The sequence below is a fragment of the Thioclava sp. DLFJ5-1 genome (assembly GCF_002020115.1).
Taxonomy (GTDB): domain Bacteria; phylum Pseudomonadota; class Alphaproteobacteria; order Rhodobacterales; family Rhodobacteraceae; genus Thioclava; species Thioclava sediminum.
In genome coordinates this window covers 275560-297817 of record NZ_MPZU01000004.1, presented here as the reverse complement: position 1 = coordinate 297817, position 22258 = coordinate 275560, and the positions used below count along the sequence as shown (strand labels likewise).

At 66.0% G+C, this 22258-nt stretch carries 20 protein-coding genes; 12 read left to right on the top strand and 8 right to left on the bottom strand.

From position 1 onward, the window contains the following. The first annotated feature begins 30 nt into the window (after positions 1-30). Genes ccoG through ccoS form a run of 4 tightly spaced genes read left to right on the top strand, consistent with a single transcriptional unit; the run spans position 31 to position 4344 of the window. Positions 31-1479: a cytochrome c oxidase accessory protein CcoG gene (gene ccoG, locus BMI86_RS14215; protein WP_078541977.1), complete on the top strand. Its 1449-nt coding sequence runs from the start codon at positions 31-33 to the stop codon at positions 1477-1479. After that, positions 1476-1940, top strand: a complete 465-nt coding sequence (locus BMI86_RS14210; protein WP_306461387.1) for a FixH family protein — start codon at positions 1476-1478, stop codon at positions 1938-1940. Before ccoG ends, BMI86_RS14210 begins: the two co-directional genes overlap by 4 nt. Positions 1941-1944: 4 nt before the next feature. Then, positions 1945-4170, top strand: a complete 2226-nt coding sequence (locus tag BMI86_RS14205) for a cation-translocating P-type ATPase (protein ID WP_078541976.1) — start codon at positions 1945-1947, stop codon at positions 4168-4170. Positions 4171-4182: 12 nt separating this feature from the next. Next, a complete protein-coding gene (gene ccoS, locus BMI86_RS14200) occupies positions 4183-4344 on the top strand; it encodes a cbb3-type cytochrome oxidase assembly protein CcoS (protein WP_078520399.1) in 162 nt (53 codons plus the stop codon). A gap of 192 nt (positions 4345-4536) precedes the next feature. Here the strand turns inward: ccoS and BMI86_RS14195 are convergent, their stop codons facing one another. Further along, positions 4537-6354, bottom strand: coding sequence for a D-alanyl-D-alanine carboxypeptidase family protein (locus BMI86_RS14195; RefSeq protein WP_338113593.1), 1818 nt, complete (start codon positions 6352-6354; stop codon positions 4537-4539). Between the two features lie 256 nt (positions 6355-6610). After that, on the bottom strand, positions 6611-7309 hold the full coding sequence (locus BMI86_RS14190; RefSeq protein ID WP_078541975.1) for an HAD family hydrolase: 699 nt from the start codon (positions 7307-7309) through the stop codon (positions 6611-6613). A gap of 120 nt (positions 7310-7429) precedes the next feature. Between BMI86_RS14190 and clpS the strand changes: the two genes are divergently transcribed. The 3 genes from clpS (at position 7430) to BMI86_RS14175 (ending at position 9765) form a co-directional block, all read left to right on the top strand. After that, positions 7430-7756: an ATP-dependent Clp protease adapter ClpS gene (gene clpS / locus BMI86_RS14185; RefSeq protein WP_078520398.1), complete on the top strand. Its 327-nt coding sequence runs from the start codon at positions 7430-7432 to the stop codon at positions 7754-7756. 79 nt (positions 7757-7835) lie between these two features. Beyond that, complete coding sequence (locus tag BMI86_RS14180; RefSeq protein WP_078541974.1) at positions 7836-8915, top strand: class I SAM-dependent methyltransferase; 1080 nt, start codon at positions 7836-7838, stop codon at positions 8913-8915. Positions 8916-8955: 40 nt separating this feature from the next. Then, complete coding sequence (locus BMI86_RS14175; RefSeq protein WP_078541973.1) at positions 8956-9765, top strand: SDR family oxidoreductase; 810 nt, start codon at positions 8956-8958, stop codon at positions 9763-9765. 4 nt (positions 9766-9769) lie between these two features. On the opposite strand, the gene BMI86_RS14170 is transcribed toward BMI86_RS14175, so the two are convergent. After that, positions 9770-11029, bottom strand: a complete 1260-nt coding sequence (locus BMI86_RS14170; RefSeq protein WP_168173859.1) for a hypothetical protein — start codon at positions 11027-11029, stop codon at positions 9770-9772. A 126-nt stretch (positions 11030-11155) separates the two neighbouring features. On the opposite strand from BMI86_RS14170, the gene BMI86_RS14165 reads away from it, so the two are divergent. Further along, positions 11156-11716, top strand: a complete 561-nt coding sequence (locus tag BMI86_RS14165) for a hypothetical protein (RefSeq protein ID WP_078541971.1) — start codon at positions 11156-11158, stop codon at positions 11714-11716. Position 11717: 1 nt separating this feature from the next. Here BMI86_RS14165 and hemC read toward each other — a convergent pair whose 3' ends face one another. Beyond that, positions 11718-12671, bottom strand: a complete 954-nt coding sequence (gene hemC / locus BMI86_RS14160; protein ID WP_078541970.1) for a hydroxymethylbilane synthase — start codon at positions 12669-12671, stop codon at positions 11718-11720. Positions 12672-12770: 99 nt separating this feature from the next. Here hemC and hemE point away from each other — a divergent pair, with 99 nt between their 5' ends. Then, positions 12771-13802: a uroporphyrinogen decarboxylase gene (gene hemE, locus BMI86_RS14155; RefSeq protein WP_078541969.1), complete on the top strand. Its 1032-nt coding sequence runs from the start codon at positions 12771-12773 to the stop codon at positions 13800-13802. A gap of 145 nt (positions 13803-13947) precedes the next feature. Here the strand turns inward: hemE and hemF are convergent, their stop codons facing one another. Further along, complete coding sequence (hemF, locus tag BMI86_RS14150) at positions 13948-14847, bottom strand: oxygen-dependent coproporphyrinogen oxidase (protein WP_078541968.1); 900 nt, start codon at positions 14845-14847, stop codon at positions 13948-13950. A 117-nt stretch (positions 14848-14964) separates the two neighbouring features. On the opposite strand from hemF, the gene BMI86_RS14145 reads away from it, so the two are divergent. Next, positions 14965-15372 (top strand): hypothetical protein, encoded by a 408-nt coding sequence (locus BMI86_RS14145; protein WP_078541967.1) that lies wholly within the window; start codon positions 14965-14967, stop codon positions 15370-15372. 4 nt (positions 15373-15376) lie between these two features. On the opposite strand, the gene BMI86_RS14140 is transcribed toward BMI86_RS14145, so the two are convergent. Then, positions 15377-16039, bottom strand: coding sequence for an arylesterase (locus BMI86_RS14140; RefSeq protein ID WP_246831717.1), 663 nt, complete (start codon positions 16037-16039; stop codon positions 15377-15379). 40 nt (positions 16040-16079) lie between these two features. Here BMI86_RS14140 and BMI86_RS14135 point away from each other — a divergent pair, with 40 nt between their 5' ends. Together BMI86_RS14135 and BMI86_RS14130 are read left to right on the top strand one after the other, a co-directional pair. Continuing rightward, entirely contained in the window at positions 16080-16778 is a 699-nt protein-coding gene (locus BMI86_RS14135) for an ABC transporter ATP-binding protein (RefSeq protein WP_078541965.1), read from the top strand. Further along, a complete protein-coding gene (locus BMI86_RS14130) occupies positions 16775-19282 on the top strand; it encodes an FtsX-like permease family protein (RefSeq protein WP_078541964.1) in 2508 nt (835 codons plus the stop codon). The genes BMI86_RS14135 and BMI86_RS14130 overlap by 4 nt, the downstream gene beginning before the upstream one ends. A gap of 137 nt (positions 19283-19419) precedes the next feature. On the opposite strand, the gene BMI86_RS14125 is transcribed toward BMI86_RS14130, so the two are convergent. Both BMI86_RS14125 and BMI86_RS14120 read right to left on the bottom strand, forming a co-directional pair. Continuing rightward, positions 19420-19881, bottom strand: coding sequence for a lytic transglycosylase domain-containing protein (locus BMI86_RS14125; protein WP_078541963.1), 462 nt, complete (start codon positions 19879-19881; stop codon positions 19420-19422). Positions 19882-19983: 102 nt separating this feature from the next. Then, on the bottom strand, positions 19984-22212 hold the full coding sequence (locus tag BMI86_RS14120) for a heavy metal translocating P-type ATPase (RefSeq protein WP_078541962.1): 2229 nt from the start codon (positions 22210-22212) through the stop codon (positions 19984-19986). Positions 22213-22258 lie beyond the last annotated feature (46 nt).

Genomic DNA, 22258 nt, shown 5'->3' with positions numbered 1-22258 from the left:
ACGCAGAGAAATATATGAACGGAGAGAGTCGTGAGCTCCACCGAACCAGTCGATCCCCCGCCGCTTTACGCCGCCCGCGAGCCGATCTTTCCGCGCCGTGTGCACGGCCAGTTCCGCAATCTGAAATGGGTGCTCATGGCGGTGATGCTTGGCATCTATTATATCACGCCGTGGATTCGCTGGGATCGTGGCCCGGAACTGCCCGATCAGGCGGTGCTTCTGGACCTCGCGAACCGCCGGTTCTTCTTCTTCATGATCGAAATCTGGCCGCATGAATTCTACTTCGTCGCGGGCCTTCTGATCATGGCGGGCCTCGGCCTGTTCCTGTTCACCTCGGCGCTGGGGCGCGTCTGGTGCGGCTATGCCTGCCCGCAGACCGTCTGGACCGATCTGTTCATCCTTGTCGAGCGTTGGGTCGAGGGCGACCGCAACGCGCGTATCCGTCTGCTGCGTCAGAAATGGAACGCCGAGAAGTTCCGCAAGCGGATCACGAAATGGGTGCTCTGGCTGCTGATCGGCGTCGCGACCGGTGGCGCCTGGGTGTTCTACTTCACCGATGCGCCGACGCTGCTGTCCGATTTGTTCCACGGCACTGCCTCGCCGATCGCCTATACGACGATCGCGGTGGCGACGCTCACGACTTTCGCCTTCGGCGGCTTCGCCCGCGAACAGATCTGCATCTACGCCTGCCCGTGGCCGCGCATTCAGGCCGCGATGATGGATGAAGACACCATCACCATCGCCTATCGCGAATGGCGCGGTGAGCCGCGCGGTAAGCTCAAGAAGGGCCAGCACGACCCGACGCAGGGCGATTGCATCGACTGCATGGCCTGCTTCAACGTCTGCCCGATGGGCATCGATATCCGCGACGGCCAGCAGCTCGAATGCATCACCTGCGGCCTGTGCATCGATGCCTGCAACGAGATGATGGACAAGATCGGCAAGCCGCGTGGCCTCATCGGCTACATGGCGCTGAAGGACGAGGCGAACGAGCGTTCGGGCAATCCGGTCATCAATGTCTGGAAGCACATCATGCGCCCGCGCACGATCCTCTACTTCTCGATGTGGTCGCTGATCGGCATCGGTCTGGTGGTCGCGCTGTTCATGCGCTCGCCCATCGACTTCAACGTGACGCCGAACCGCGATCCGCTCTTCGTGGTGGAGCCCTCGGGCGCGATCCGCAACATCTACACGCTGCGGCTGCGCAACAAGGCGGGCGAGGCGACCGAGTTCAAGGTCTCCGTCAAGGCGCCCGACCCGGCCGACCAGGGCACGCTGAGCGTGTTGCTCGAAGGTCAGGACGGAAACACCGTGACGGTGCCCGCAGATGAAACCATGACCCAAAGGGTCTATATTGTCGCCGAACCCGGTTCGTCCATCGCCACCAGCGAGCGTACCGAGCTGACGATGTGGATCGAGGACATGACCAATACTGATCGCGTGTCGGAGACGACCGTATTCAACGGAAGGGTACAATGACCGAGATGGCGAAACCGCTGACCGGAAGAAAAGTGCTGATGATCGCGGTGGCCTCCTTCGGGGTGATCATCGCGGTCAACCTCGTCATGGCGTGGCAGGCCGTCAGCACGTTCCCCGGCCTCGAGGTCGACAATTCCTATGTCGCCTCGCAGACCTTCAACGAAGAGAAACTGGCGCAGGATGCGCTTGGCTGGACCGTGTCGCCGGAGTATTCCGACGGCAAGCTGAGCTTCGTGATCCGCGACGAGGACGGGCTGCCCGCGAGGGTGGCCGAGTTCAAGGCGCTCGTCGGGCGCACCACCCATGTCCGCGATGACATGACGCCCGATTTCGACTATGTCGGCGGCATCTTCACCACGAAGCTCGATCTTGCGCCGGGCGTCTGGCTGGTGCATCTCGACGCGAAAGCCGCCGACGGCACGGAGTTCCGCCAGCGGATTGACCTGTTCGTGAAAGGCTGAGCCGATGTCGGTGTCGCCCGCTTCTCCATCGCATAGCGAACCGTTCGAGGACGAGCATGTCTCGGCCTCGGCCTGTCCCGCCTGCATCGCGGCCCCCTCGGCCGAGCAGATAGCGAAGTCGGGTGACATCAAGGGCGCGCGGATCATGCTGTCGCTGCCCACGGCGCATTGTGCAGTCTGCATCACCGATGTCGAACGCGAGCTGATGAAGCAGCCGGGCGTGAAATCGGCGCGGGTGAACCTGACGCTGAAACGCGCCTCGGTCGACGCGGCGGGCGATGTCGAGCCGGCGGGGCTGATCGCGGCGCTCGACAAGATCGGCTACGAGGCGCACGAGCTCGATCCCGGCATGCTGTCCGCGACCGAGGCCGACAAGCGCGGACGGGACCTCCTGATGCGCATGGGCGTCGCGGGCTTCGCGATGATGAACATCATGATGCTCTCGATCGCGGTCTGGTCGGGGGCGGAGGATTCGACGCGCGACCTCTTCCACTGGATTTCGGCGGCGATCGCGCTGCCCACCACGATCTTCGCGGGCCAGCCCTTCTTCGCCAATGCCTGGGCGAGCTTGCGCGGCGGGCGTCTCGGGATGGATGTGCCGATCTCGCTCGCGATCCTGCTCGCGCTCGGGATTTCGCTGTTCGAGACGATGCATTCCGGCGCGCATGCCTATTTCGAGGCGGCGACGATGCTCACCTTCTTCCTTTTGGTGGGCCGCTATCTCGACTATCGGACCCGCGCCGTGGCGCGCTCGGCCGCCGAAGAGCTGGCCGCGCTGGAAGTGCCCCGCGCGACCGTGTTGCGCGACGGCGACGAGGTCACCGTGCCCGTGGGCGAACTGGTGCCCGGCGATCTGATCCGGGTGCGCCCGGGAGGCCGTATCCCCGCCGATGGCGAAGTGACCGAGGGCCAATCCGAGAGCGACCGCTCGCTGTTGACCGGCGAAAGCCTCCCCGTGCAGGTGCTACCCGGAATGACGCTCTCCGCCGGTGAGGTGAACCTGACCGGGCCGCTGACCCTGCGCGTGACGGCAGCCGGGCGCGACAGCTCGCTGCATCGGATGGCCGATCTCGTCGCGATGGCCGAGAGCGCGAAGACCAAATACACCTCGCTCGCCGAACGGGCGGCGCGGGCCTATGCGCCGATCGTGCATATCCTGTCCTTCAGTGCGTTCTGTGCTTGGGCCTGGATCACGGGCGGCGATTTCCGTCTGGCGGTGAATATCGCCGCCGCCGTGCTGATCATCACCTGCCCCTGTGCGCTGGGGCTCGCGGTGCCTGCGGTGGTTACCGCCGCATCGGGCAAGCTGTTCCGCAAGGGCCTGTTGATCAAGGATGGCACCGCGCTGGAGCGTATGGCCGAGATCGACACGGTCGTCTTCGACAAGACCGGCACGCTGACCATGGGTGCGCCGCGTCCGCAGAACCTCTCCGATCTCTCGCCCGAGGCGCTCTCCGTCGCGATGGCGTTGGCCGAAGGCTCGAGCCACCCGCTCGCTCGTGCCCTGCATGAGGCTGCGGCAGGGCAGGGCGTTGCGCCCGCCACGCTGAGCGATCTGCGCGAAGTTCCGGGCTACGGCGTCGAGGGCGTCTGGCAGGGCCAGCGCGTGCGGCTTGGTCGTGCGAACTGGATCGGCGCTGCCGAGGGTGCGACCACCGCGACCAATCTCAAGATCGGCGATGCGGCACCGATCTCGATCCGTTTCGCCGACACGCTGCGCACCGGGGCCGAGGAGGCCGTAGCCGGTCTGAAGGCGCAGGGCAAGCAGGTCTGGCTCGTTTCGGGCGACGTCGAAGGCGCGGTGAGCGATCTCGCCGCGCGCCTCGGGATCGAGACCTACCGCGCCGGGGCCTTGCCTGCCGAGAAAGCGCAGCTGGTATCCGATCTGACCCAACAGGGCCACCGCGTGCTCATGGTCGGCGACGGTCTCAACGACACTGCCGCGCTGGCTGCCGCCCATGTCTCGGTCTCGCCCGCCTCCGCACTCGATGCGGCGCGCACGGCGTCGGATATCGTGCTTTTGGGTAAAGATCTCGCGCCGGTCGCCGATGCCGCCTCGATCTCTGTGCGCGCCCGCCGTCGGATCAAGCAGAACTTCGGTATCTCCATCGTCTACAACATTATCGCCGTGCCGCTCGCACTGACCGGGCTCGCGACGCCGCTGATGGCGGCGCTCGCGATGTCGGCCAGCTCGATCACGGTCTCGCTCAACTCGCTGCGCCTGCGCTGAAAGGAGCCCCTCATGGAGGTTCTTCTCTATTCGATTCCGATTTCCCTGCTGCTCGGCGGGATTGGCCTCGGGGCGTTTTTCTGGTCGCTGAAGAACAATCAGTATGACGACCCGAAAGGCGATGCCGAGCGCATCCTTTCCGACGAGTTCGACGATCACCCGAAGCAGGACTGAGCGCGCGACGGTAAGGGCTGGGCCGGGCGGCCCGATCCCCTCAGTTCCGCGCCCGCTGCGCCTTGGTACAAATATCCCCGCCGGAGGCATCTGCCGTGGCAACCCGCACGGCGGGTGCCATAAGCTCCGGAAAAAGGAAAAGCCGCGCTGACCAAGCGCGGCTTTTCATATTTTGCCCCTAAGGGAAGACTCTCAGGGGCCGACCACTTTGCAGTCCATAGCGCGAGACTCGAGCCTTGCACAGGCCAGTTGTGCCATGTCTTGGGTCATTCCTACGAAATTCGCCTCATAACCGGTCTTTCGGGTGGCCACTTTGCGCAAAGCTTCGCCCAAAGTGTCGCTTTCCATCAGTGCCGTGGTCAGCATGTGGCGCTCTGCGGCGAATCGCGAGCCGAACAACCCGAGGCTGACACCCCAGTTGCGCCCACCCGAGCTGGAGACGCGGGCGACCACGCGCGGTTTCTGCTCGGGGGCCGGGGCAGGGGGGGTGAGAGCGGCGAGAATGATCTCGCTTTTGCGCTTCTCGGGGGCTGCGGCCATCTGCGCGGTCTCGGGCTGCGGGTCCGTCGACTGCACGAAGCTGGACGGGGCCTTGGCGCCATCGGACTTGCCGTTTTGGTCCAGATCGAGCGTATGTGCCTCGGCCAGCTCCATCGTCTCCGGCTGCGGCTGGGTGGACTGGACGAATTTCGGGCCGTCCGACGCGCCGGGCTCGTAGGAGGCAAGCTGCACGTCGCTCGGCTCTTCGCTGCCATCCGCGCTGGCCTTGCCGGCGGCGACGGCGGCGTCATGCGCCTGCGCCTGTGCCAGCGGGGTGGCCTTGGTCACCTCGGCAGGTAGCGCCTTCGTCGCGTCCGCGACCTGAATCTCGCGCGGGTTGCGCTGCGGGCGGGGGCTTGCGGTGATCTCCGCGCCGATCCCGAGCGTGCCGGCATCGGCCACGACGACATCTTGCGTGTCCGCAGTAGCGTCCTGCGCGCCTTCGGCCACGTCCTCGGGGATGTCGGTGCTCTCATCCACCTGATCGGCCTGCACCGCGGCGGCGAGCGCCATCGAGATTGCATCGCTATCCGCAGTCGGCGCGGTCGGGCGGATATCGGGGCGCGGGCTCTTCTTCGGCGCGAGGTTGGCCATCAGCATCGGCGATTGCGCGGGCTCGATATATTGCGGGATCCGGGGGCGGTTCGTCGGCGCGTTATTTGGAGCGCGCTTGAAGCCCAGATCCAGCAGATCGGCCATTTTCGCGTTGCGCTGCGCGGTGGAGGTGCCGCCGAAGACGGTCGCGATGATGCGCTTGTTGCCGCGTTGAGCGGAGGCGGTCAGGTTGAAGCCCGAGGCCGAGGTGTAGCCAGTCTTGATGCCGTCCGCGCCCTTGTAGGCTGCGAGGAATTTGCGGTTCGTCGAGTAGACGGTGCGCACTTTCGCATCCGCCGAGCGGCGCGAGAAGATGTTGTAATATTGCGGATAGTCGAAGAACAGGTGACGGCCCATGATCGTCATGTCATGCGCCGAGGACAGGTGGCCCTTGCGGGTCAGGCCGTTGGCGTTGACGAAATGGGTGTTCTTCATGCCCAGCTGCCGGGCGGTGCGGTTCATCCGCGCAGCGAAGCCTTCTTCCGAGCCGCCGATGTAATCGCCAAGCGCCGCAGCGGCGTCATTGGCGGATTTGATCGCAGCGGCGCGGATCAGGTAGCGCACGGCGATCTTCTGACCGGGACGCAGACCGAGCCGGGAGGGCGGCTGGCTGGCGGCGTGCTTCGTCACGGTGACGATGGAATCGAGGCTGAACTCGCCATGCTCGATCGCCTGGAAGGTGATGTAGAGCGTCATCATCTTCGTCAGCGACGCCGGATGCAGCGGCGTGTCAGCGTTCTTGGAGTAGAGAACTTCGCCCGATCGCATGTCCATGACCATCGCCGCGTAGGGCGCGGCCTGCGCAGCGATCGGCGCAATGAGTGTCAGAAGGATTACGAATAGCCCATCACGGACCCAGCGCATCAGCGTGGTCACGGCTTCACCTATTTCACTGCCTCAGTTTGACCCCTTTGCGGTACCGATCTTGAGCCGGTTTCCGGGGTTTATATTAGCGAGAAGCGTAGCACGGGTCTCTCAGGCTGAAAACTACCTATTTTCAAGCGCTTTCACTGCGACATTCATGCAATACCGCAAGATGTGGTGGGCTGCTTGCGGCGACCTGTCTATAGGTGGTGTATTTCGGACACAGGTGCGTGAGGTCAGCGGAGCATGACGCCACGCAATGCAGGGCTCAATCGGTGATTTTTGCGATCAGATCGGGCAATGCGCCGAGGTCGGGCAATTCGGCGAAGCGCGGATGCTCCATCGGGGGCTCGGCATGCTCGAAGGCCCATGTCAATTCATGGGGCACATGCACGCCCCAGCCCCCCGCCTCGATCATCGGGATCACGTCGGATTTCAGCGAATTGCCCGCCATCAGCCCATGCTCGGCCCCTTCGGCATGGCGCGCGAAAATCTCGGTGTAGACCGGGGCCTTCTTGTCCGAAACGATTTCGACCGCGTCGAACAGATCGCCCAAGCCCGACTGCGCCAGCTTGCGCTCCTGATCGATCAGGTCGCCCTTCGTCACCAGAAGGATGCGGTAGTCGTCCGACAGCGCCTCGATCGTCTCGCGCGCATGGGGCAGCAGCTCGATCGGGTGCGACAGCATTTCGCGCCCGGCGGCGAGAATCTCCGACAGGATCGTTGCGGGCACGCGGCCTTCGCTCACTTCGATTGCGGTTTCGATCATCGACAGGGTGAAGCCTTTGATGCCAAAGCCGTAATGCGCGATGTTGCGACGTTCCGCCGCGATCAGTCGCTCTGCCAGATGATCGGGCTCGGCGTGGTCGCGCAGCAATTCGGTAAAGTGGTCATGCGTGAGTTGAAAGAAACGCTCGTTATGCCAAAGCGTATCATCCGCATCGAAGCCAATCGCCGTGAGCCGCATCGTCCCGCCTTTCTCGCCGGAGGTGTTGAAAGACTTTTCATATGTCACGAAGACCCTATATTCCGCCAGAGCCCCTCAACGAATCCTGATGCCGGAGCGCCCTTGACCGAGCCTCTTTACATGATGTCCGACGACGACCAGGACGACAGCGACAACGATGCGTCCCTCGCGACCAAGACGCGGCCGAAGACGCAGCGCCCGCCGATGTACAAGGTCATGTTGTTGAACGACGATTACACGCCGATGGAATTCGTCGTCCATATCCTCGAGCGGTTCTTCGGTCTGAACCACGCGCAGGCGTTCGAGATTATGCTGACCGTGCACAAGAAGGGCCTTGCGGTGGTCGGGGTGTTCTCTTTCGAGGTGGCCGAGACGAAGGTGGCGCAGGTGATGGATTTCGCGCGCCGCCACCAGCACCCGCTGCAATGCACGATGGAGAAGGACTAAAGGCCGCCCAAGCGGTTCCTTGCAAATTCAGTCGCGCCCGCCTATTCGGCGGGCTCGTTTCTTTCAGAGGGTTCCCTGCATGAGCCATCCGCGACTTTCGCTCGCTCTCGAGATGCCCGAGGCGCTTCCGTCCGAGGGAGACATCGCGCTGTTCGCGCCCGTGGGCACGCTGGACCTCGGCGGTCTGCCGGTCGATCGCCTCGTCGCGATCCAGCCCGAGAAGCCCGATCATGACGTGCTCGCGCAGCGCGGCGTTCGCGTTTCGCCGAGTGCCGAGGGCAGCTATGCCGCCGCGATCATCTTCGCGCCCCGCGCCAAGGCCGAAGCCCGCGCGCTGATCGCCGAAGCCTGTCAGCGCGTGGCGCCGGGCGGGCCGATCTATGTCGACGGGGTGAAGACCGAAGGGATCGACTCGCTGCTCAAGGAGTTGCGGGGGCGGGTGGATCTTTCCGCGCCGATCGCAAAGGCCCATGGCAAGATCGCATGGTTCTTCGCAGCCCCCGATCTGCTGAGCGACTGGGCGGCTCAGGACATTCACCCGGTCGAGGGTTTCGTGACCCGTCCGGGCGTGTTCTCCGCGGACGCGGTGGATGAGGGCTCGGCGCTTCTGGCGGAATGCCTGCCCGATAGCCTGCCGTCGAAAGTCGCCGATCTCGGCGCGGGCTGGGGCTGGCTCTCGGCGCAGATCCTTGCGCGCAAGGGCGTCGAACGACTCGATCTGGTCGAGTCGGATGCGGTCGCGCTGGATTGCGCGAAACGCAACATCACCGATCCCCGCGCGCAGTTCCTCTGGGCCGATGCCACGCGTCACGCACCGGAAGAGCGCTACACCGCCGTCGTGATGAACCCGCCTTTCCACGGAGCCGCGCGCGGGGCCGATCCGGCGCTGGGGCTGGCCTTCATTCAGGCCGCACGCGGGATGCTGTCCCTGTCGGGCACGCTCTGGATGGTGGCGAACCGCCATCTGCCCTATGCCGACGCGCTCGCCGCGGCGTTCCACGAGATTGAAGAGATCACGCCGCCCAGCGGCCCTTCGACCCGTTTCCGTATCATCCGCGCAGCCAAGCCGATCCCCGCCGGGAAGACCCCGGGGAAATCGGCGGGCATGCGCGCCACAGCCGAGCCGAAACGCAGCCTTGCCCCTCGCAAGCGGCGCTAAGCTCGCCTAACCTGCCTCAACATCCACGAGGAGACACCCAATGTCCCTTTCTGTTTCCGGCAAGACCGTCATCGTCACGGGCGCAGCCCACGGTATCGGTCAGGCCATCGCGCGCCATTTCGTCGATCGCGGCGCGCAGGTGATGTTTGCCGATATCGATGAAGAGAAGCTTGCCACCGAACTGGGCGACACGGCCAAGACCGAAGGGCCGGTGCGCTATTTCTCAGGCGATCTTTGCGAGAAGCTGGCGGTGAAGAACCTGCTCTCGGCCACGGTGGACGCGTTCGACCGGATCGACATTCTGGTGAATTGCGCGCGTACCTTCGCGCCCTGCGATCCGCTCGACCCGTCGGTCGAGGTGCTCGACTCGATGCTGTCGCAGAACATGAAATCGGCCTTGCGCGTCAGTCAGATGACCGCGAAGCGGATGATCAAGCAGGCCGAGGATGAGGGGCGCACCGAAGGTGAAATCGGCTCGATCATCAATGTCTCGACGCTGGCCTCGAACCGCACCCAGCCCGAGCTGATGGCCTATTCGATCGCCTGCGCCGCGCAGGATCAGGCGATCCGCTCGCTCGCCGTGGCGCTCGCGCCGAAGCGGATCCGGGTGAACGGCGTCAGCTTCGCCTCGGTGATGAGCCGCTCGCTGCAGGATGCGCTGAAAGAGAATGACGACTGGCGAGAGGCGATCTGCGAAGGCACGCCGCTGGGCCGGATCGCGCCGCCGTCGGAGCTGGCCGAGACGGTGCAGTATCTTGCGTCTTCGGGGGCAAGCTTCGTCACCGGGCAGATCATCAATGTCGACGGTGGGCGCAGTCTTCTGGACCGCGTGCAGGTTCCGGCTTTCTAAAGGTTCAGGACCGCGCGGCGCGCCGGTCCATCGCCCAGAGTACGCCCGCGCCGGCCACGCCCAGAAGGGCGCCTGCGGCCGCGGCCAGCTCATAGCCCGCAATAGCCGTGCCGATGGCGAAGATGGCCGCAGAGAACCCATCGCCCGCCAGCTTTTGCAGCGCCATCAGCGAGGCCCCCGCGCCGGGCCGGTTCGACAACAGGTCCTGCAGATAGGCCATCGGCTGGGTCAAAACGACCGCGCCGCCGATCGCGCCGGGCAGGGCGAGAAACCAGACGTAAGGCGTCGGCGCCAGCAGCGGCAGCAGCCCCAGATGGGTCGCGTAAAGTGCAGCGCCGATCCAGATCATCGTCGTGCGCTCGATCCGGCCCAGAACCAGCGGCAGCGCCAGCATGAAGGGCACTTCCAGCCCCGCCATGAGGCCCGCGTAAAGCGCGGTATCGGCGGCCCCGCGTCCCGGCGTCGCCTCGAACACCAGCCCCATCACGACGAGATAGAGCATGATCGACCCGTTGATCGTCCCAAGCGCCACGACGCGGGCGAGGATCGGCAGGTTCGCCATCTCGTGCAGGGATTGCCGGAAAGTCAGCCCCGATTTCGGATCGGGCCAGCGCGTCGCCCCATCGCGCGGCCAGAACAGGAAGGTCAGCGCGAGGATCGTGGCCCCGAGCGTCAGCGTCACCGGGTAGATCGAGGTCATCGCCGCGCCTCGGTCGAAGACCACCGACCAGATCGGCAGCACCACCACCCAGGGCAGCGCAAAGAGCGCGCGCAGCGTCGAAAGGATCGCGGGCCGGTCCTCCGCGGGGTGGGTCGACGCCGCCAGCCGCGAGAGCGCGAAGAGCTGGCCGAAGATCGAGGCCGAGAGCGGCAGGATCAGCGCGTTGGCGATCACGAAGACCACCCAGTTGTCGCCTGCCAGCACCAGCCCCGAGCCCACGATCAGCATAGCCGAGGTGCCAAGCGCGATGGCCCGGCGGTTCGCGCGCTGATCGGCGAGGATTCCAAGCCCGACCGAGGCCGAGACCGACAGGACCGAGGCGACCATCAGCACGCCCGAATAGGCGCGGTCCGAAAGGCCGAACACCTTGATCGCCAGCGCCGAGACATAGGGCCCCATCGTCGCCGCATGGGCGCCGAACAGCACCAGCAAAATGGCGGCGAGGCGCAGGGCAGGGTCGGACAGGACGAGACGGATCGGGCGCAGCATGACGCCGCTTTGCGCCTTCGGGCGCCCAAGTTCAAGAGGCAGCCGCCAAGCCATACGCGTGGAGCGACAAAGGCTTAGCGAAATGCTCGGCGAAAAACCGCCACAGGCAGGGAACGGCTGCGCTGGAATGCTAGTTCAAAAGGCAGGGCGGGAGAGGTTGTACATGTAAAAGGAAGCATCATGCTCTCGCGTCATATCGCACTGAAGTTCGATAATGTGATCCGCAATATCCTGCTGCGCGCCGAGGTTCCGCCTTCGCAGGTGCAGACACCGCGGCTGGGCCGTCTGGAAGATGCCGAAACCGCTCTGGAACAGGAGTGCGCCCGCGTCGTGCTGGCGATGCCGCAAGAGGAACGCGGGGTTCTGAGCCTCACTTACGGCCTCAGCGGGCACGCCCCGATCCCGCCGCACCGTGCCGCCGACGTGCTCGGTTGGACGCTGATCCAGACGATGACGATCGGGGAGGGCGCGATCCTGCGGTTGCGCAATGCCAAGTCCGCGCGTGCCGCGTTCGAGCCGCTTCTGGAGGCTCTGCATCCGCGCCTGCTCGCGGCAGCGGACGAGATCTACGAGATGCGTCTGGCCGATGTGCCGCGCAAGCGCCGCGACAAGGTGCTCAAAAACCTTTGGTGCGATATCAGCCCGCTGGAACGCCTCGCGCTACGCGGCTTCGGCGACGGCGAAATCCCCGAGATGGAGCGGGCGCTGGAGCGCCGCGCCTCCGGTCAGCTTCTGTGTTAACTCAGCGCCAGTCGAAGAACCCTTCGCCCGCCTGAGACAGCAGATCGCGCGCGAGGTGTTCGCCCATCGCGGCGCCCTCGTCGATATTGCCCCAACGCTCGCCCGCGAGCGCCTCGGAACCATCGGGGCGCAGGATCTGGCCGCGCAGCCAAAGCCGGTCGCCCTCGATCAGCGCAAGCCCCGCAATCGGCGTCTCGCAGGAGCCGTCCAGCGTCGCGAGGAAGGCACGTTCGGCCAGCAGGCGCTGCTCGGTCACAAGATCATGGATCGGTGCGAGAAGCGCCTCGGCGCGGGCATCGGCCATCCGGCGTTCGATCCCGATCGCGCCCTGCGCGACAGCCGGCAGCATCTCCTCAGGCGCAATGGGCCCACGCGCCGAGTCCTCCATCCCCAGACGCCGCAGCCCCGCATAGGCGAGGAAGCTCGCCGCAGCGACGCCGTCCGCCAGCTTCTTCAGCCGGGTCTGCACATTGCCGCGAAACTCGACAAGTTTCAGATCGGGGCGCACATGGGCAAGCTGCGCCCGGCGGCGCAGGCTGGACGTGCCGACCGTCGCCCCTTCGGGCAGGGCCATGATCGAGTCGTATTCCAGACTGACGAAGGCATCGCGCACATCTTCGCGCGGAAGGTAGCAATCGAGCACCAGCCCCTCGGGCTGCTCGGTCGGCATGTCCTTCATCGAATGCACGGCGATATCGATGCGGCCATCGACCATGGCCTCTTCGATTTCCTTCGTGAACAGGCCCTTGTTACCGATCTCCTTGAGCGGCTTGTCCGCCGCGATCATCGCCCGGTCGTCGCCCGTGGTCTTGATCACCACGACTTCGAAAGCGTCTTCGGGCAGACCATGCGCGGCCATCAGCCGGTTTCGGGTCTCATAGGCCTGCGCCAGCGCCAGCGGCGAGCCGCGGGTGCCGATCTTGAGCGGGGATTTCGCATCGGGCATCTGTGTCATGGCCTTGGAATATCCGCGACAGATGGACCTTGCAAGAAGCCCTGCGCTTGACATGACGCCACAGGTCGCGTCGAAGGGGTGCAAAGAGGAGGCGCGAGAATGACCGACAAGACGATCCTGCGAGCTTTGAAAGGCGAAGTGCTGCCGACCCCTCCGGTCTGGATGATGCGGCAGGCGGGGCGCTACCTGCCGGAATATCGCGCGACGCGGGCGAAGGCGGGCGACTTCCTGTCGCTGTGCTACAATCCCGAAATGGCCGCCGAGGTGACGCTGCAGCCGATCCGCCGCTACGGCTTCGACGCGGCGATCCTGTTTGCCGACATTCTGTTGCTGCCGCAGGCTCTGGGCGCCGATCTGTGGTTCGTCACCGGCGAGGGTCCGCGCCTCTCGACCATCACCGGGGCGGAGGGCTTTGCCAGGCTCAAGACCAAGGACGACATCCACGAGACGCTCAACCCGGTCTATGAGACCGTCTCGATCCTCTCGGAAGAACTGCCCAAGGAAACCACGCTGATCGGTTTCGCCGGCGCGCCCTGGACCGTCGCGACCTATATGATCGCGGGGCGCGGCACGAAGGATCAGGGCCCGGCCCATGCGCTGAAGGCCGAAGACCGCGAAACTTTCGTGAAGATCATCGACCTGCTGACCGTCTCGACCATCGAATACCTGTCGAAACAGGTCGAGGCCGGGGCCGAGGTCGTGAAGATCTTCGACAGCTGGGCGGGCTCGCTCAAGGGGCAGGATTTCGAGGATTTTGCCGTCGAACCCGCCCGCAAAATCATCGCCGAGATGAAAGCGCGCTTCCCGGGCCTGCCGGTCATCGCCTTCCCGCGTGAAGCGGGCGAGGGTTATATCGGCTTCCATCAGAAGACCGGCGCGGATTGCGTCGCGCTCGACAATTCGATCACGCCGGAATGGGGCGCCGAGCATGTGCAGGTGTCTGGCTGCGTGCAGGGCAACCTCGCATCCTCGCATATGGTCACAGGTGGTCAGGCGCTGATCGACGAGACGCGCCATGTCGTCAAAGCGTTCAGCAAGGGCCCGCATATCTTCAACCTCGGCCACGGGATCACTCCCGATGCCGATCCGGAGAATGTGGCGCTGATGGTCGAAACGATCCACAACGGCTGACGCGCGGTTTCGACCGAGCGCGCGCGTCCGAGCGGTCGGGCGCGCATCCCTCTCTTCGTCTTGGCAAAAATATCCCGGGGTGAATGCGCGCAAGCGCAGAGGGGCAGCGCCCCTCCAACCTTGGCCCTATGCGCGCCTCATCCCCTCAATACCACTTCGCGACGGGCGGCAGGCTCATCAGAACCGCATCCGCGTTATGCCCGGTCTCGAGCCCGAATTTCGTGCCCCGGTCATAGACGAGGTTGTATTCCGCATAGAGCCCGCGATGGCGCAGCTGGGTCTCGCGGTCCTCCTCGGACCAATCCTGTACCCGGCGCTTCTCGATCAGCGGCTGGAAGGCAGGCAGGAAGCCCGCGCCGACCGCTTGTGTGAAGGCGAAATCATCCTCCCACTCGCCGGTGTTCAGATCGTCGTAGAAAATCCCGCCGACGCCGCGCGCCCGGCCGCGATGGGGGATGAAGAAATACTCGTCCGCCCAGGCTTTGAAATGGTCGTAATAGGTCTTGTCATGGGCGTCGCAGGCGGCCTGCATCTCGGCGTGAAAATGCGCGGCGTCCTCATCATACTCAAGACACGGATTGAGGTCCGCGCCGCCGCCGAACCACCACGCGCCGGGCGTCCAGAACATGCGCGTGTTCATGTGGACGGCGGGGCAATGCGGGTTCTGCATATGGGCGACGAGGCTGATCCCCGAGGCCCAGAAGCGCGGGTCTTCTTCCATCCCCGGCACGCCGCGTGCGGCCATCGCCTTTTGCGCGCGGGGCGCCAGTTCGCCCCAGACGGTGGAGATGTTCACGCCGACTTTCTCGAAGACGCGTCCGCCGCGCATCACGCTCATCTTGCCGCCGCCATGATCCTCGCCGTTCGGGCCTTTGCGCTCGGTGGGCGTCACCTCGAAACGGCCCGGCGCCTGATCGGCAAGCGGGCCTTGCGCATGGCTGTCTTCCAGCCCCTCGAACGCCGCCACGATCCGGTCGCGCAGGTCGGAAAACCACTGGCTCGCGCGGGCCTTGCGGGCGTCGAAATCCTCAACCGTGTCAGTCATGCGTAGGGCCTCCCAAATCTTTAGCGTGATCCTTATCAGGCGCCGAGGGATGCGGGAAGGGCGCGATTGATCGCGGTCGGAAGCGGGCGTAGGCTCGACCCATCAAGGAGATAGCCCATGCGCCACGCCCTCATGCTGATCCCGCTCGTCCTGCTCGCCGCCTGCGGCACGCCGCAGGAACGCTGCATCCGCCAATCCACGACCGAGTTGCGCCGCGTCACCGATCTGGTGAGCGAGGTGCAGGGCAACATCGCGCGGGGCTACGCGTGGCAGAGCTACGAAACCACGTCGAGCCGGTGGGAAATCTGCGGCTACGACACGATCACCAAGGGCGACAAGGTGATCCAGAAGCCGCGTATGTGCCTCGAGGATTACACGGTGACGCGTCAGCGCCCGATCCCGATCGATCCGGCTGCCGAGAAACGCAAGCTTGAGGCGCTGCTGAAGCGGCAGGCGGAGCTGTCGAAGGCCGCCGAGGCGCAGATCGCGGCCTGCAAGGCGGCCTATCCCGAAGAGGAGAGCTGAGCGCTCAGCTCCCCGTTTTCACCTTCGCCAGAAGCTCCAGCACCTTCGGCCCCAGAGCAGAGACCACCTTCTTCACCCCTTCGGGCGAGGGGTGGATATTGTCGGGCTGCATCAGGTCGGTCTTGGCGCGCTCCTCGATCGGGGTCTCCGTGATCGGAGCGAGCAGGTTGGGCACCAGAACCGCATCGTATTTCTGCGCCAGATCGGGATAGATCGCGTCGAAATCCTGCTGGTATTTCGGCCCGAAATTCCCCGGCGCGGGCAGCCCCGCCAGCAGCGCCGGGATGCCCTTCGCCTGAAGTTTCGCCAGAATGCCATCGAGATTCGCCCGGGCCTGTTCGGGCGGCAGTCCGCGCAGCAGATCGTTGCCGCCCAAGGCCACGAGCACCGCGTCGGGCTGCGGCGTCAGAAGCCAGTCGATCCGCGACAGCCCGCCCGCCGTCGTGTCGCCCGAGACGCCCCCATTGATCACCTTCACATCCTGCCCATGACCCTGCAGCCAGCCCTGCAGCTGCGGCACCAGCCCGTCGGCCGGATTAGCGAGCCCATAGCCTTGGGTCAGCGAGTCCCCCAATGCGAGGATCGACACTTCCGCCATCGCGGGCCCGGCCCCCAGAGCCAGCCCTGCGGCGATAAAACCCGCAGCGATCCGCTTGCGTATCCCCATCCGCGGCCCATATCCCTTTGAAGCAAAAGAAAGACGGCGCATGAGTGACACGATCCTTGAGTTGAAAGACGCGCGGCTTGCGCTCGATGGCAATACCGGGCCGGTCGAGATCCTCAACGGGATCGACCTGAGCATCGCGAAAGGGGAAAGCGTCGGGCTTACGGGGCCGTCTGGATCGGGCAAATCGTCGCTCCTCATGCTGATGGGCGGGCTCGAACGCGCCACCTCCGGGTCTGTCACCGCTTTGGGCCATGATCTCTCGAAGCTGTCCGAGGATGCATTGGCGCGGTTTCGTCGGGGTAATATGGGGGTGGTTTTCCAAAGCTTCCACCTCATCCCGACGATGACGGCGCTGGAAAACGTCGCGATGCCGCTGGAAATCGCGGGGGTGGAGCGTCCGTTCGAGCGTGCCGCGGCAGAGCTGGAGGCCGTCGGGCTGGCGCATAGGCTCGATCATTATCCCAGCCAGATGTCGGGTGGCGAGCAACAGCGCGTGGCCCTGGCCCGCGCGGTCGCGCCGCGGCCTGCGATCCTGCTGGCCGATGAACCCACCGGCAATCTCGACAGCGCCACGGGCGAGACGATCATCGAGCTGCTCTTCGGCCTTCAGGAAAAGCACGGCGCGACGCTGGTTCTCGTGACCCACGCGCCCGAACTGGCCGCGCGCTGCGACCGCATCGTGGAGCTGCGCGACGGCGAAGTCGTGGGCGATCACATTGCATCGGGCACCCCCGCATGAGCCTCGCGCTCTCCATCGCCCGGCGCGAGCTGCGCGGCGGCATTCGCGGCTTCTGGGTGATGCTGCTCTGCCTGATGCTGGGCGTGGCGGCAATCGCCTCGGTCGGGCTGGTGCGGTCTGCGATCGAGCGCGCGCTGTCGGATCAGGGCGCGGTGCTGCTGGGCGGCGACGCGCAATACGAATTCACCTATCGCCGCGCCAAGCCCGAGGAACTGCAATGGATCACCGATCGCGCCACCGCGGTCTCCGAGGTGATCGATTTCCGCTCGATGCTGTCGACCGGCACCGATCCCGCCGACCGCGCGCTGACGCAGGTGAAGGCGGTGGACGGGGCCTATCCGCTGACCGGAAAGCTGCAGCTTGATCCGCCCGTCGCCTCCGATGCGCTGAAGGGGCAGGGCGGTGTGCCGGGGATCTTCCTCGATCCGATCCTCGCTGATCGGCTAGGCCTGAGCCCCGGTGATAAGGTGCAGCTTGGCGGGCAGGATTTCGTGATGATGGCGCGGATCGTGCGCGAGCCGGATTCGACCCGGACGGGGATGGGGCTTGGCCCGCATTCCATCGTCTCGCTGTCGGCCATCGAGAACACGCCGCTTCTCTCGCCGGGTTCTCTTTTCGAGACCGAATACCGCGCGACCCTGCCGCCAGACACCGACCTCGCCACCCTGAAACAGCAGGCCGAAACCCGGTTCGACGGGGCCGGTATGCGCTGGTCCGACCGTCGCCGTGCCGCGCCGGGGGCGGAGCGTTTCGTGCAGCGGCTGGGCTCTTTCCTCGTGCTGGTCGGGCTTGCCGGGTTGGCCGTGGGCGGGGTCGGCATCTCCGCCACCGTCGCTGCGTGGATCGAACGCAAGGCGCCCACCATCGCCACTCTGCGCGCGCTCGGCGCGACCGGAGGCACGATACGCGCAGCGTTTCTGCTGCAGCTCGCAGCCCTCGGCCTTGCGGGTATTCTCGCCGGGCTCGTCCTTGGCGCCGGTCTCGTCCTCGGCGCATCCGGGCTGATCGAACGCTCGCTGCCGCTGCCGGTCGAGATCGGCCTCGATCCCGGCCCGCTGGGCGAGGCCGCGCTTTACGGCGCACTCGTCGCGATGCTGTTTGCCCTCTGGCCGCTCTCGCGCATGTCGAAGATGCGCGCGGCGACGCTTTACCGCGACACCGGCGCAGGCCGCCGCCTGCCGGGCTGGCCCACGCTTGTGCTGACGGCGGCGCTTCTGACGATCATCGTCACCGTCTCGGCGTGGTTCTCGGGCCTTTGGACGCTGACGCTGGCGAGCCTCGGCGGCATCGCCGTGGCGCTTCTGATCCTGACGCTCGCGGCGAGCCTGATCCGCTGGCTGGCGCGCCGCGCCCAGCATAGCGCCCGGGGCCGCCCGGTGCTGCGCGCAGCCCTTGCCGCGATTGGCGCGCCGCGTTCCGAAGCGCGCTCGGTCATCCTGTCGTTGGGCCTCGGCCTCTCGGTTCTGGCGGCCGTGGGGCAGGTCGATAGCGGTTTGCGCGGGGCGATCGACCGCGATCTGCCGAAGGTCGCGCCCGCCTATTTCGTGATCGACATCCAGCCCGATCAGATCCAGCCCTTCACCGATCTGCTGGCGGAAATGCCCGAAGTCACCAAGGTCGAAAGCGTGCCGATGCTGCGCGGCGTGATCACCAAGATCAACGGCGAGGACGCGCGCAAGACGCATGGCGAGCATTGGGTGCTGCGCGGCGATCGTGGCGTGACCTATGCCGAGACCCCCCGCGAGAAGATCACTGCGGGCGAGTGGTGGCCGAAGGATTATAGCGGCCCGCCGCTGGCCAGCTTCTCGGCCAAGGAGGCGCAGGAGATCGGCCTGAAGCTCGGAGATACGATCACGGTGAACATCCTCGGGCGCGACATCACCGCGAAGGTGACCTCGTTCCGCGATGTGGATTTCTCGACCGGCGGGATCGGTTTCGTTCTCACGCTCGATCCGGCGGCTTTGCGCGGCGCGCCCCATACATGGCTCGCCACGATCTACGCGCCGCCAAGCGCCGAGGCGCAGGTGATGCGCGATCTGGCGGAACGCTTCCCGAATATCACCGCGATCCGCGTGCGCGATGCCCTGCAGCGCGTGACCGATGCGCTCTCGGCTATCGCGCGGGCGACCTCGCTGGCGGCGGGCGTGACGCTGCTCACCGGCTTCGTCGTGCTGATCGGCGCGGCGGCCGCGGGCGAGCGGGAACGCGCCTGGGAGGCGGCGATGCTCAAGACGCTCGGCGCCACGCGCGGTGCGATCCTTGCGAGCTTCGCGCTGCGTTCGGCGCTGATGGGCGCGGCTGCGGGTCTGGTCGCGATTCTGTTTGGCGGGCTCGCGGGCTGGGCCGTGGTCGATCTGGTGATGGGGGCGGAGTTCCATTTCGCGCCGCTCCCCGCGCTCCTGATCGTCGCGGGCGGCGTGATTGCGACGCTGCTGGCTGGTCTGGTTTTCGCACTGCGCCCGCTTGCGGCCCGGCCTGCGGGGGTGTTGCGCGCGCCTGAGTGAGGGCGGCGTTGCCTGCAAAGGTTGGTCGCCTCCGGCGGGGATATTTCGGCCAAGAGGAAGGTAAGGCGCTTTGCTTCGCCTTGGTTCAAATATCCCCCGCGGAGCGGCCCTCAGGCAGGCCCTGCGCAGGTCGCGGGTCAGCGCAGCCCGGTTTCGCGGAGCAAGCCGCGCCGTTTTGCTTCGTAGTAATAGCCGCGCGAATACCATTTCACCGCGCGATCTTCCGAGCCGTCCGAGACCAACCACGCGCCGCGCAGGTATTTCACGGCGTATTTCAGGTTGGTGTCGGGATCGAGCAGGTCATGCGGTTTGCCCCGAAATCCCATGCCGCGCGCGGTCTGCGGCAGGATCTGCATCAGCCCGTAATAGGGGCCGTTGCGGGCATCGGCGCGGTAGCGGCTCTCGCGCTGGACCACGCGGTGGGTGAGGCTGCGCGGCACCCCGTAATGGTCGGAATAGCGGTTGATCAGAGCGCGGATTTCCGGCGTCTCGTTGCGATGGAGCGGCAGGGCATAGGCCGGTTTCGCCATCGGTCGCGGCGAGCCGCCACAGGCCGCGAGAGCGCCGAGCGAGAGCAGAAAGAGGCGACGAGTCAGCATACGGGCGCTCCGAAGGTGGGACGTCGCAGCTAAACGTCCTCCTTGCCGCTTGGGAAGGGCGGAGTTCCAGCCTCGGCGCGCTCTCGCCGATCCGCGCCCGGATCAGCGCAGGGCGCGGCGCAGGCGCAGCGCGTTGGTGACCACGAAGACCGAGGAGAATGCCATCGCGCCCGCCGCCAGCATCGGTGACAGGCCGGGCCCGCCGAAGGGCACGAGGATGCCCATCGCGACCGGGATCAGCGCGACGTTATAGGCGAAGGCCCAGAACAGGTTCTGCCGGATATTGCGCATCACCGCGCGCGACAGCTCCAGCGCCATCGCGACGCCGTTGGGATCGCCGCGCATCAGCACGACCTCGGCTGCCTCGATGGCGACATCGGTGCCGGTGCCGATCGCGAGCCCCACATCGGCAGCCGCGAGCGCAGGCGCGTCATTGATGCCGTCGCCCACGAAGGCGACCGGGCCGATCTGGCGCAGGCTTTCGACCGCGTCGCGCTTGCCGTCGGGCAATACTTCGGCCTCGATCCGGTCGATGCCGAGATCGTGGCCGACCGCTTCCGCAGTGGCGCGGGTGTCGCCGGTCACCATCGCCACCTGCTTGCCCGCCTTGTGCAGGGCGTCGACCGCTTCGCGCGCCTCGGGTTTGATCGGGTCCGACAGCGCCATCAGCGCGACGGGCCGGTCGTCGAGCGACATCCAGACCGGGGTTCGGCCTTTCGCGGCCAGCGCCTTCGCACGTTCGGCAAAGGGTGCGATATCGGCCCCGGCCTCTTCCATCGCACCGGCATTGCCGATCCAGAGCTTGGCCCCTTCTGCCTGCGCGCGCAGCCCCTTGCCGGACAACGCCTTGACGCGTTTGACCGGCGCATGGGCGATGCCGCGCGTCTCAGCCTCGGCGAGGATCGCACGGGCCAGCGGATGCTCCGAGCGCGCCTCGGCGCCTGCGGCCAGCGCGAGGATTTCCGCCTCGGGCAGATCGGCGAGCGGTTCGAGATCGGTCAGGGCGGGGTGGCCTTCGGTCAGCGTCCCGGTCTTGTCGAAGCCCACGACTGCGACTTCCGAGAGGCGTTGCAGCGCGTCGCCGCGGCGGAACAGCAGGCCCAGTTCGGCGCCGCGCCCGGTGCCCACGAGGATCGAGACGGGCGTCGCCAGACCCATCGCGCAGGGGCAGGCGATGATCATCACCGAGATCGCCGCGACGAAGGCATGCGAAAAGCCCATGCCCGCGATCATCCAGATCGCGAAAGTCAGGAGCGACAGCGCCATGACTACGGGCACGAAGACGCGGGTGACCTTGTCGACCAGCGCCTGCACCGGCAGTTTCGCGCCCTGCGCGGCTTCGACCATCGCGATGATCCGCGACAGGACGGTGTCGCCGCCGGTCGCGGTGACGCGGTAGCTGAGTGCGGATTCGCCGTTCACGGTCCCACCGGTGATCACATCGCCTTCGGTTTTTGCGACAGGGACCGGCTCGCCGGTCAGCATGCTCTCGTCGATATGGCCCGCGCCCTCGGCGATTACCCCATCGAGTGCCACGCGCTCGCCGGGGGCGAGCAGCAGGATGTCGCCGGGCACGAGTTCCTCGATCGGACGTTCCTCGACGCCGTTTTCGGTCTGCACGCGCGCGGTCTTGGGCTGCAACCCGATCAGCCGCGAGATCGCCTCGCCTGCGCGGCCCTTGGCGCGTGCCTCCAGCCAGCGACCCAACAGGATCAGCGTGACGATGGTCGCCGCCGCCTCGAAATAGACGCCCCGCGCGGCCTCTGGCAGAAGGCCGGGCGCAAGCGTGACAAGGGCGGAATAGATAAACGCGGCGAGCGAGCCCATCGCGACGAGCGAATTCATCTCGGGCGAACCGCGCAACAGCGCGGGCACCCCGATGCGCAGAAAAACGCGGCCTGGGAAGGCCAGCACCAGCGCGGTGAGGATCATCTGCACCCACCAGCTTGCCTGAATTCCGATCGTATTGGCGATCAGGTGATGCATGCCGGGGATCATATGCGCGCCCATTGCGAGCACGAAGACCGGGGCGGTCAGCGCGAGCGCGGTCAGGAACTGGCGCTTGAGCTGGCGCGCCTCCTGCATCTGGCGCTCGGCGGCGCTGGGACCGCTGGCCATCTCCTCTTTCAGACGGCCCGGATAGCCCGCCTGGTCGAGCGCCGTTTTGAGGCTTTCGAGATCGGCAGGCCCGTCGAACTCGACATGCGCACTGCGCGCCATCAGGTTGGCCGAGGCGTTCTGCACGCCGGGTTGTGCCATGAGTGCGCGTTCGACCCGTCCGGTGCAGGCCCCGCAATGCATGGCGTCGATGATAAAAGTGGCTTCGCTCATAGGGCGTTATCTGATCCTGCACGGGGCTGCGGTCAAGCGTCGCGCG

Bases quoted from the DNA above. Each gene is read 5' to 3' on its own strand.
- BMI86_RS14210 (WP_306461387.1), top strand. From the start codon at position 1,476: ATGACCGAGATGGCGAAACCGCTGACCGGAAGAAAAGTGCTGATGATC.
- BMI86_RS14205 (WP_078541976.1), top strand. From the start codon at position 1,945: ATGTCGGTGTCGCCCGCTTCTCCATCGCATAGCGAACCGTTCGAGGAC.
- ccoS (WP_078520399.1), top strand. From the start codon at position 4,183: ATGGAGGTTCTTCTCTATTCGATTCCGATTTCCCTGCTGCTCGGCGGG.
- BMI86_RS14190 (WP_078541975.1), bottom strand. From the start codon at position 7,309: ATGCGGCTCACGGCGATTGGCTTCGATGCGGATGATACGCTTTGGCAT.
- clpS (WP_078520398.1), top strand. From the start codon at position 7,430: ATGATGTCCGACGACGACCAGGACGACAGCGACAACGATGCGTCCCTC.
- BMI86_RS14180 (WP_078541974.1), top strand. From the start codon at position 7,836: ATGAGCCATCCGCGACTTTCGCTCGCTCTCGAGATGCCCGAGGCGCTT.
- BMI86_RS14175 (WP_078541973.1), top strand. From the start codon at position 8,956: ATGTCCCTTTCTGTTTCCGGCAAGACCGTCATCGTCACGGGCGCAGCC.
- BMI86_RS14170 (WP_168173859.1), bottom strand. From the start codon at position 11,029: ATGGCTTGGCGGCTGCCTCTTGAACTTGGGCGCCCGAAGGCGCAAAGC.
- BMI86_RS14165 (WP_078541971.1), top strand. From the start codon at position 11,156: ATGCTCTCGCGTCATATCGCACTGAAGTTCGATAATGTGATCCGCAAT.
- hemC (WP_078541970.1), bottom strand. From the start codon at position 12,671: ATGACACAGATGCCCGATGCGAAATCCCCGCTCAAGATCGGCACCCGC.
- hemE (WP_078541969.1), top strand. From the start codon at position 12,771: ATGACCGACAAGACGATCCTGCGAGCTTTGAAAGGCGAAGTGCTGCCG.
- hemF (WP_078541968.1), bottom strand. From the start codon at position 14,847: ATGACTGACACGGTTGAGGATTTCGACGCCCGCAAGGCCCGCGCGAGC.
- BMI86_RS14145 (WP_078541967.1), top strand. From the start codon at position 14,965: ATGCGCCACGCCCTCATGCTGATCCCGCTCGTCCTGCTCGCCGCCTGC.
- BMI86_RS14140 (WP_246831717.1), bottom strand. From the start codon at position 16,039: ATGGGGATACGCAAGCGGATCGCTGCGGGTTTTATCGCCGCAGGGCTG.
- BMI86_RS14135 (WP_078541965.1), top strand. From the start codon at position 16,080: ATGAGTGACACGATCCTTGAGTTGAAAGACGCGCGGCTTGCGCTCGAT.
- BMI86_RS14130 (WP_078541964.1), top strand. From the start codon at position 16,775: ATGAGCCTCGCGCTCTCCATCGCCCGGCGCGAGCTGCGCGGCGGCATT.
- BMI86_RS14125 (WP_078541963.1), bottom strand. From the start codon at position 19,881: ATGCTGACTCGTCGCCTCTTTCTGCTCTCGCTCGGCGCTCTCGCGGCC.
- BMI86_RS14120 (WP_078541962.1), bottom strand. From the start codon at position 22,212: ATGAGCGAAGCCACTTTTATCATCGACGCCATGCATTGCGGGGCCTGC.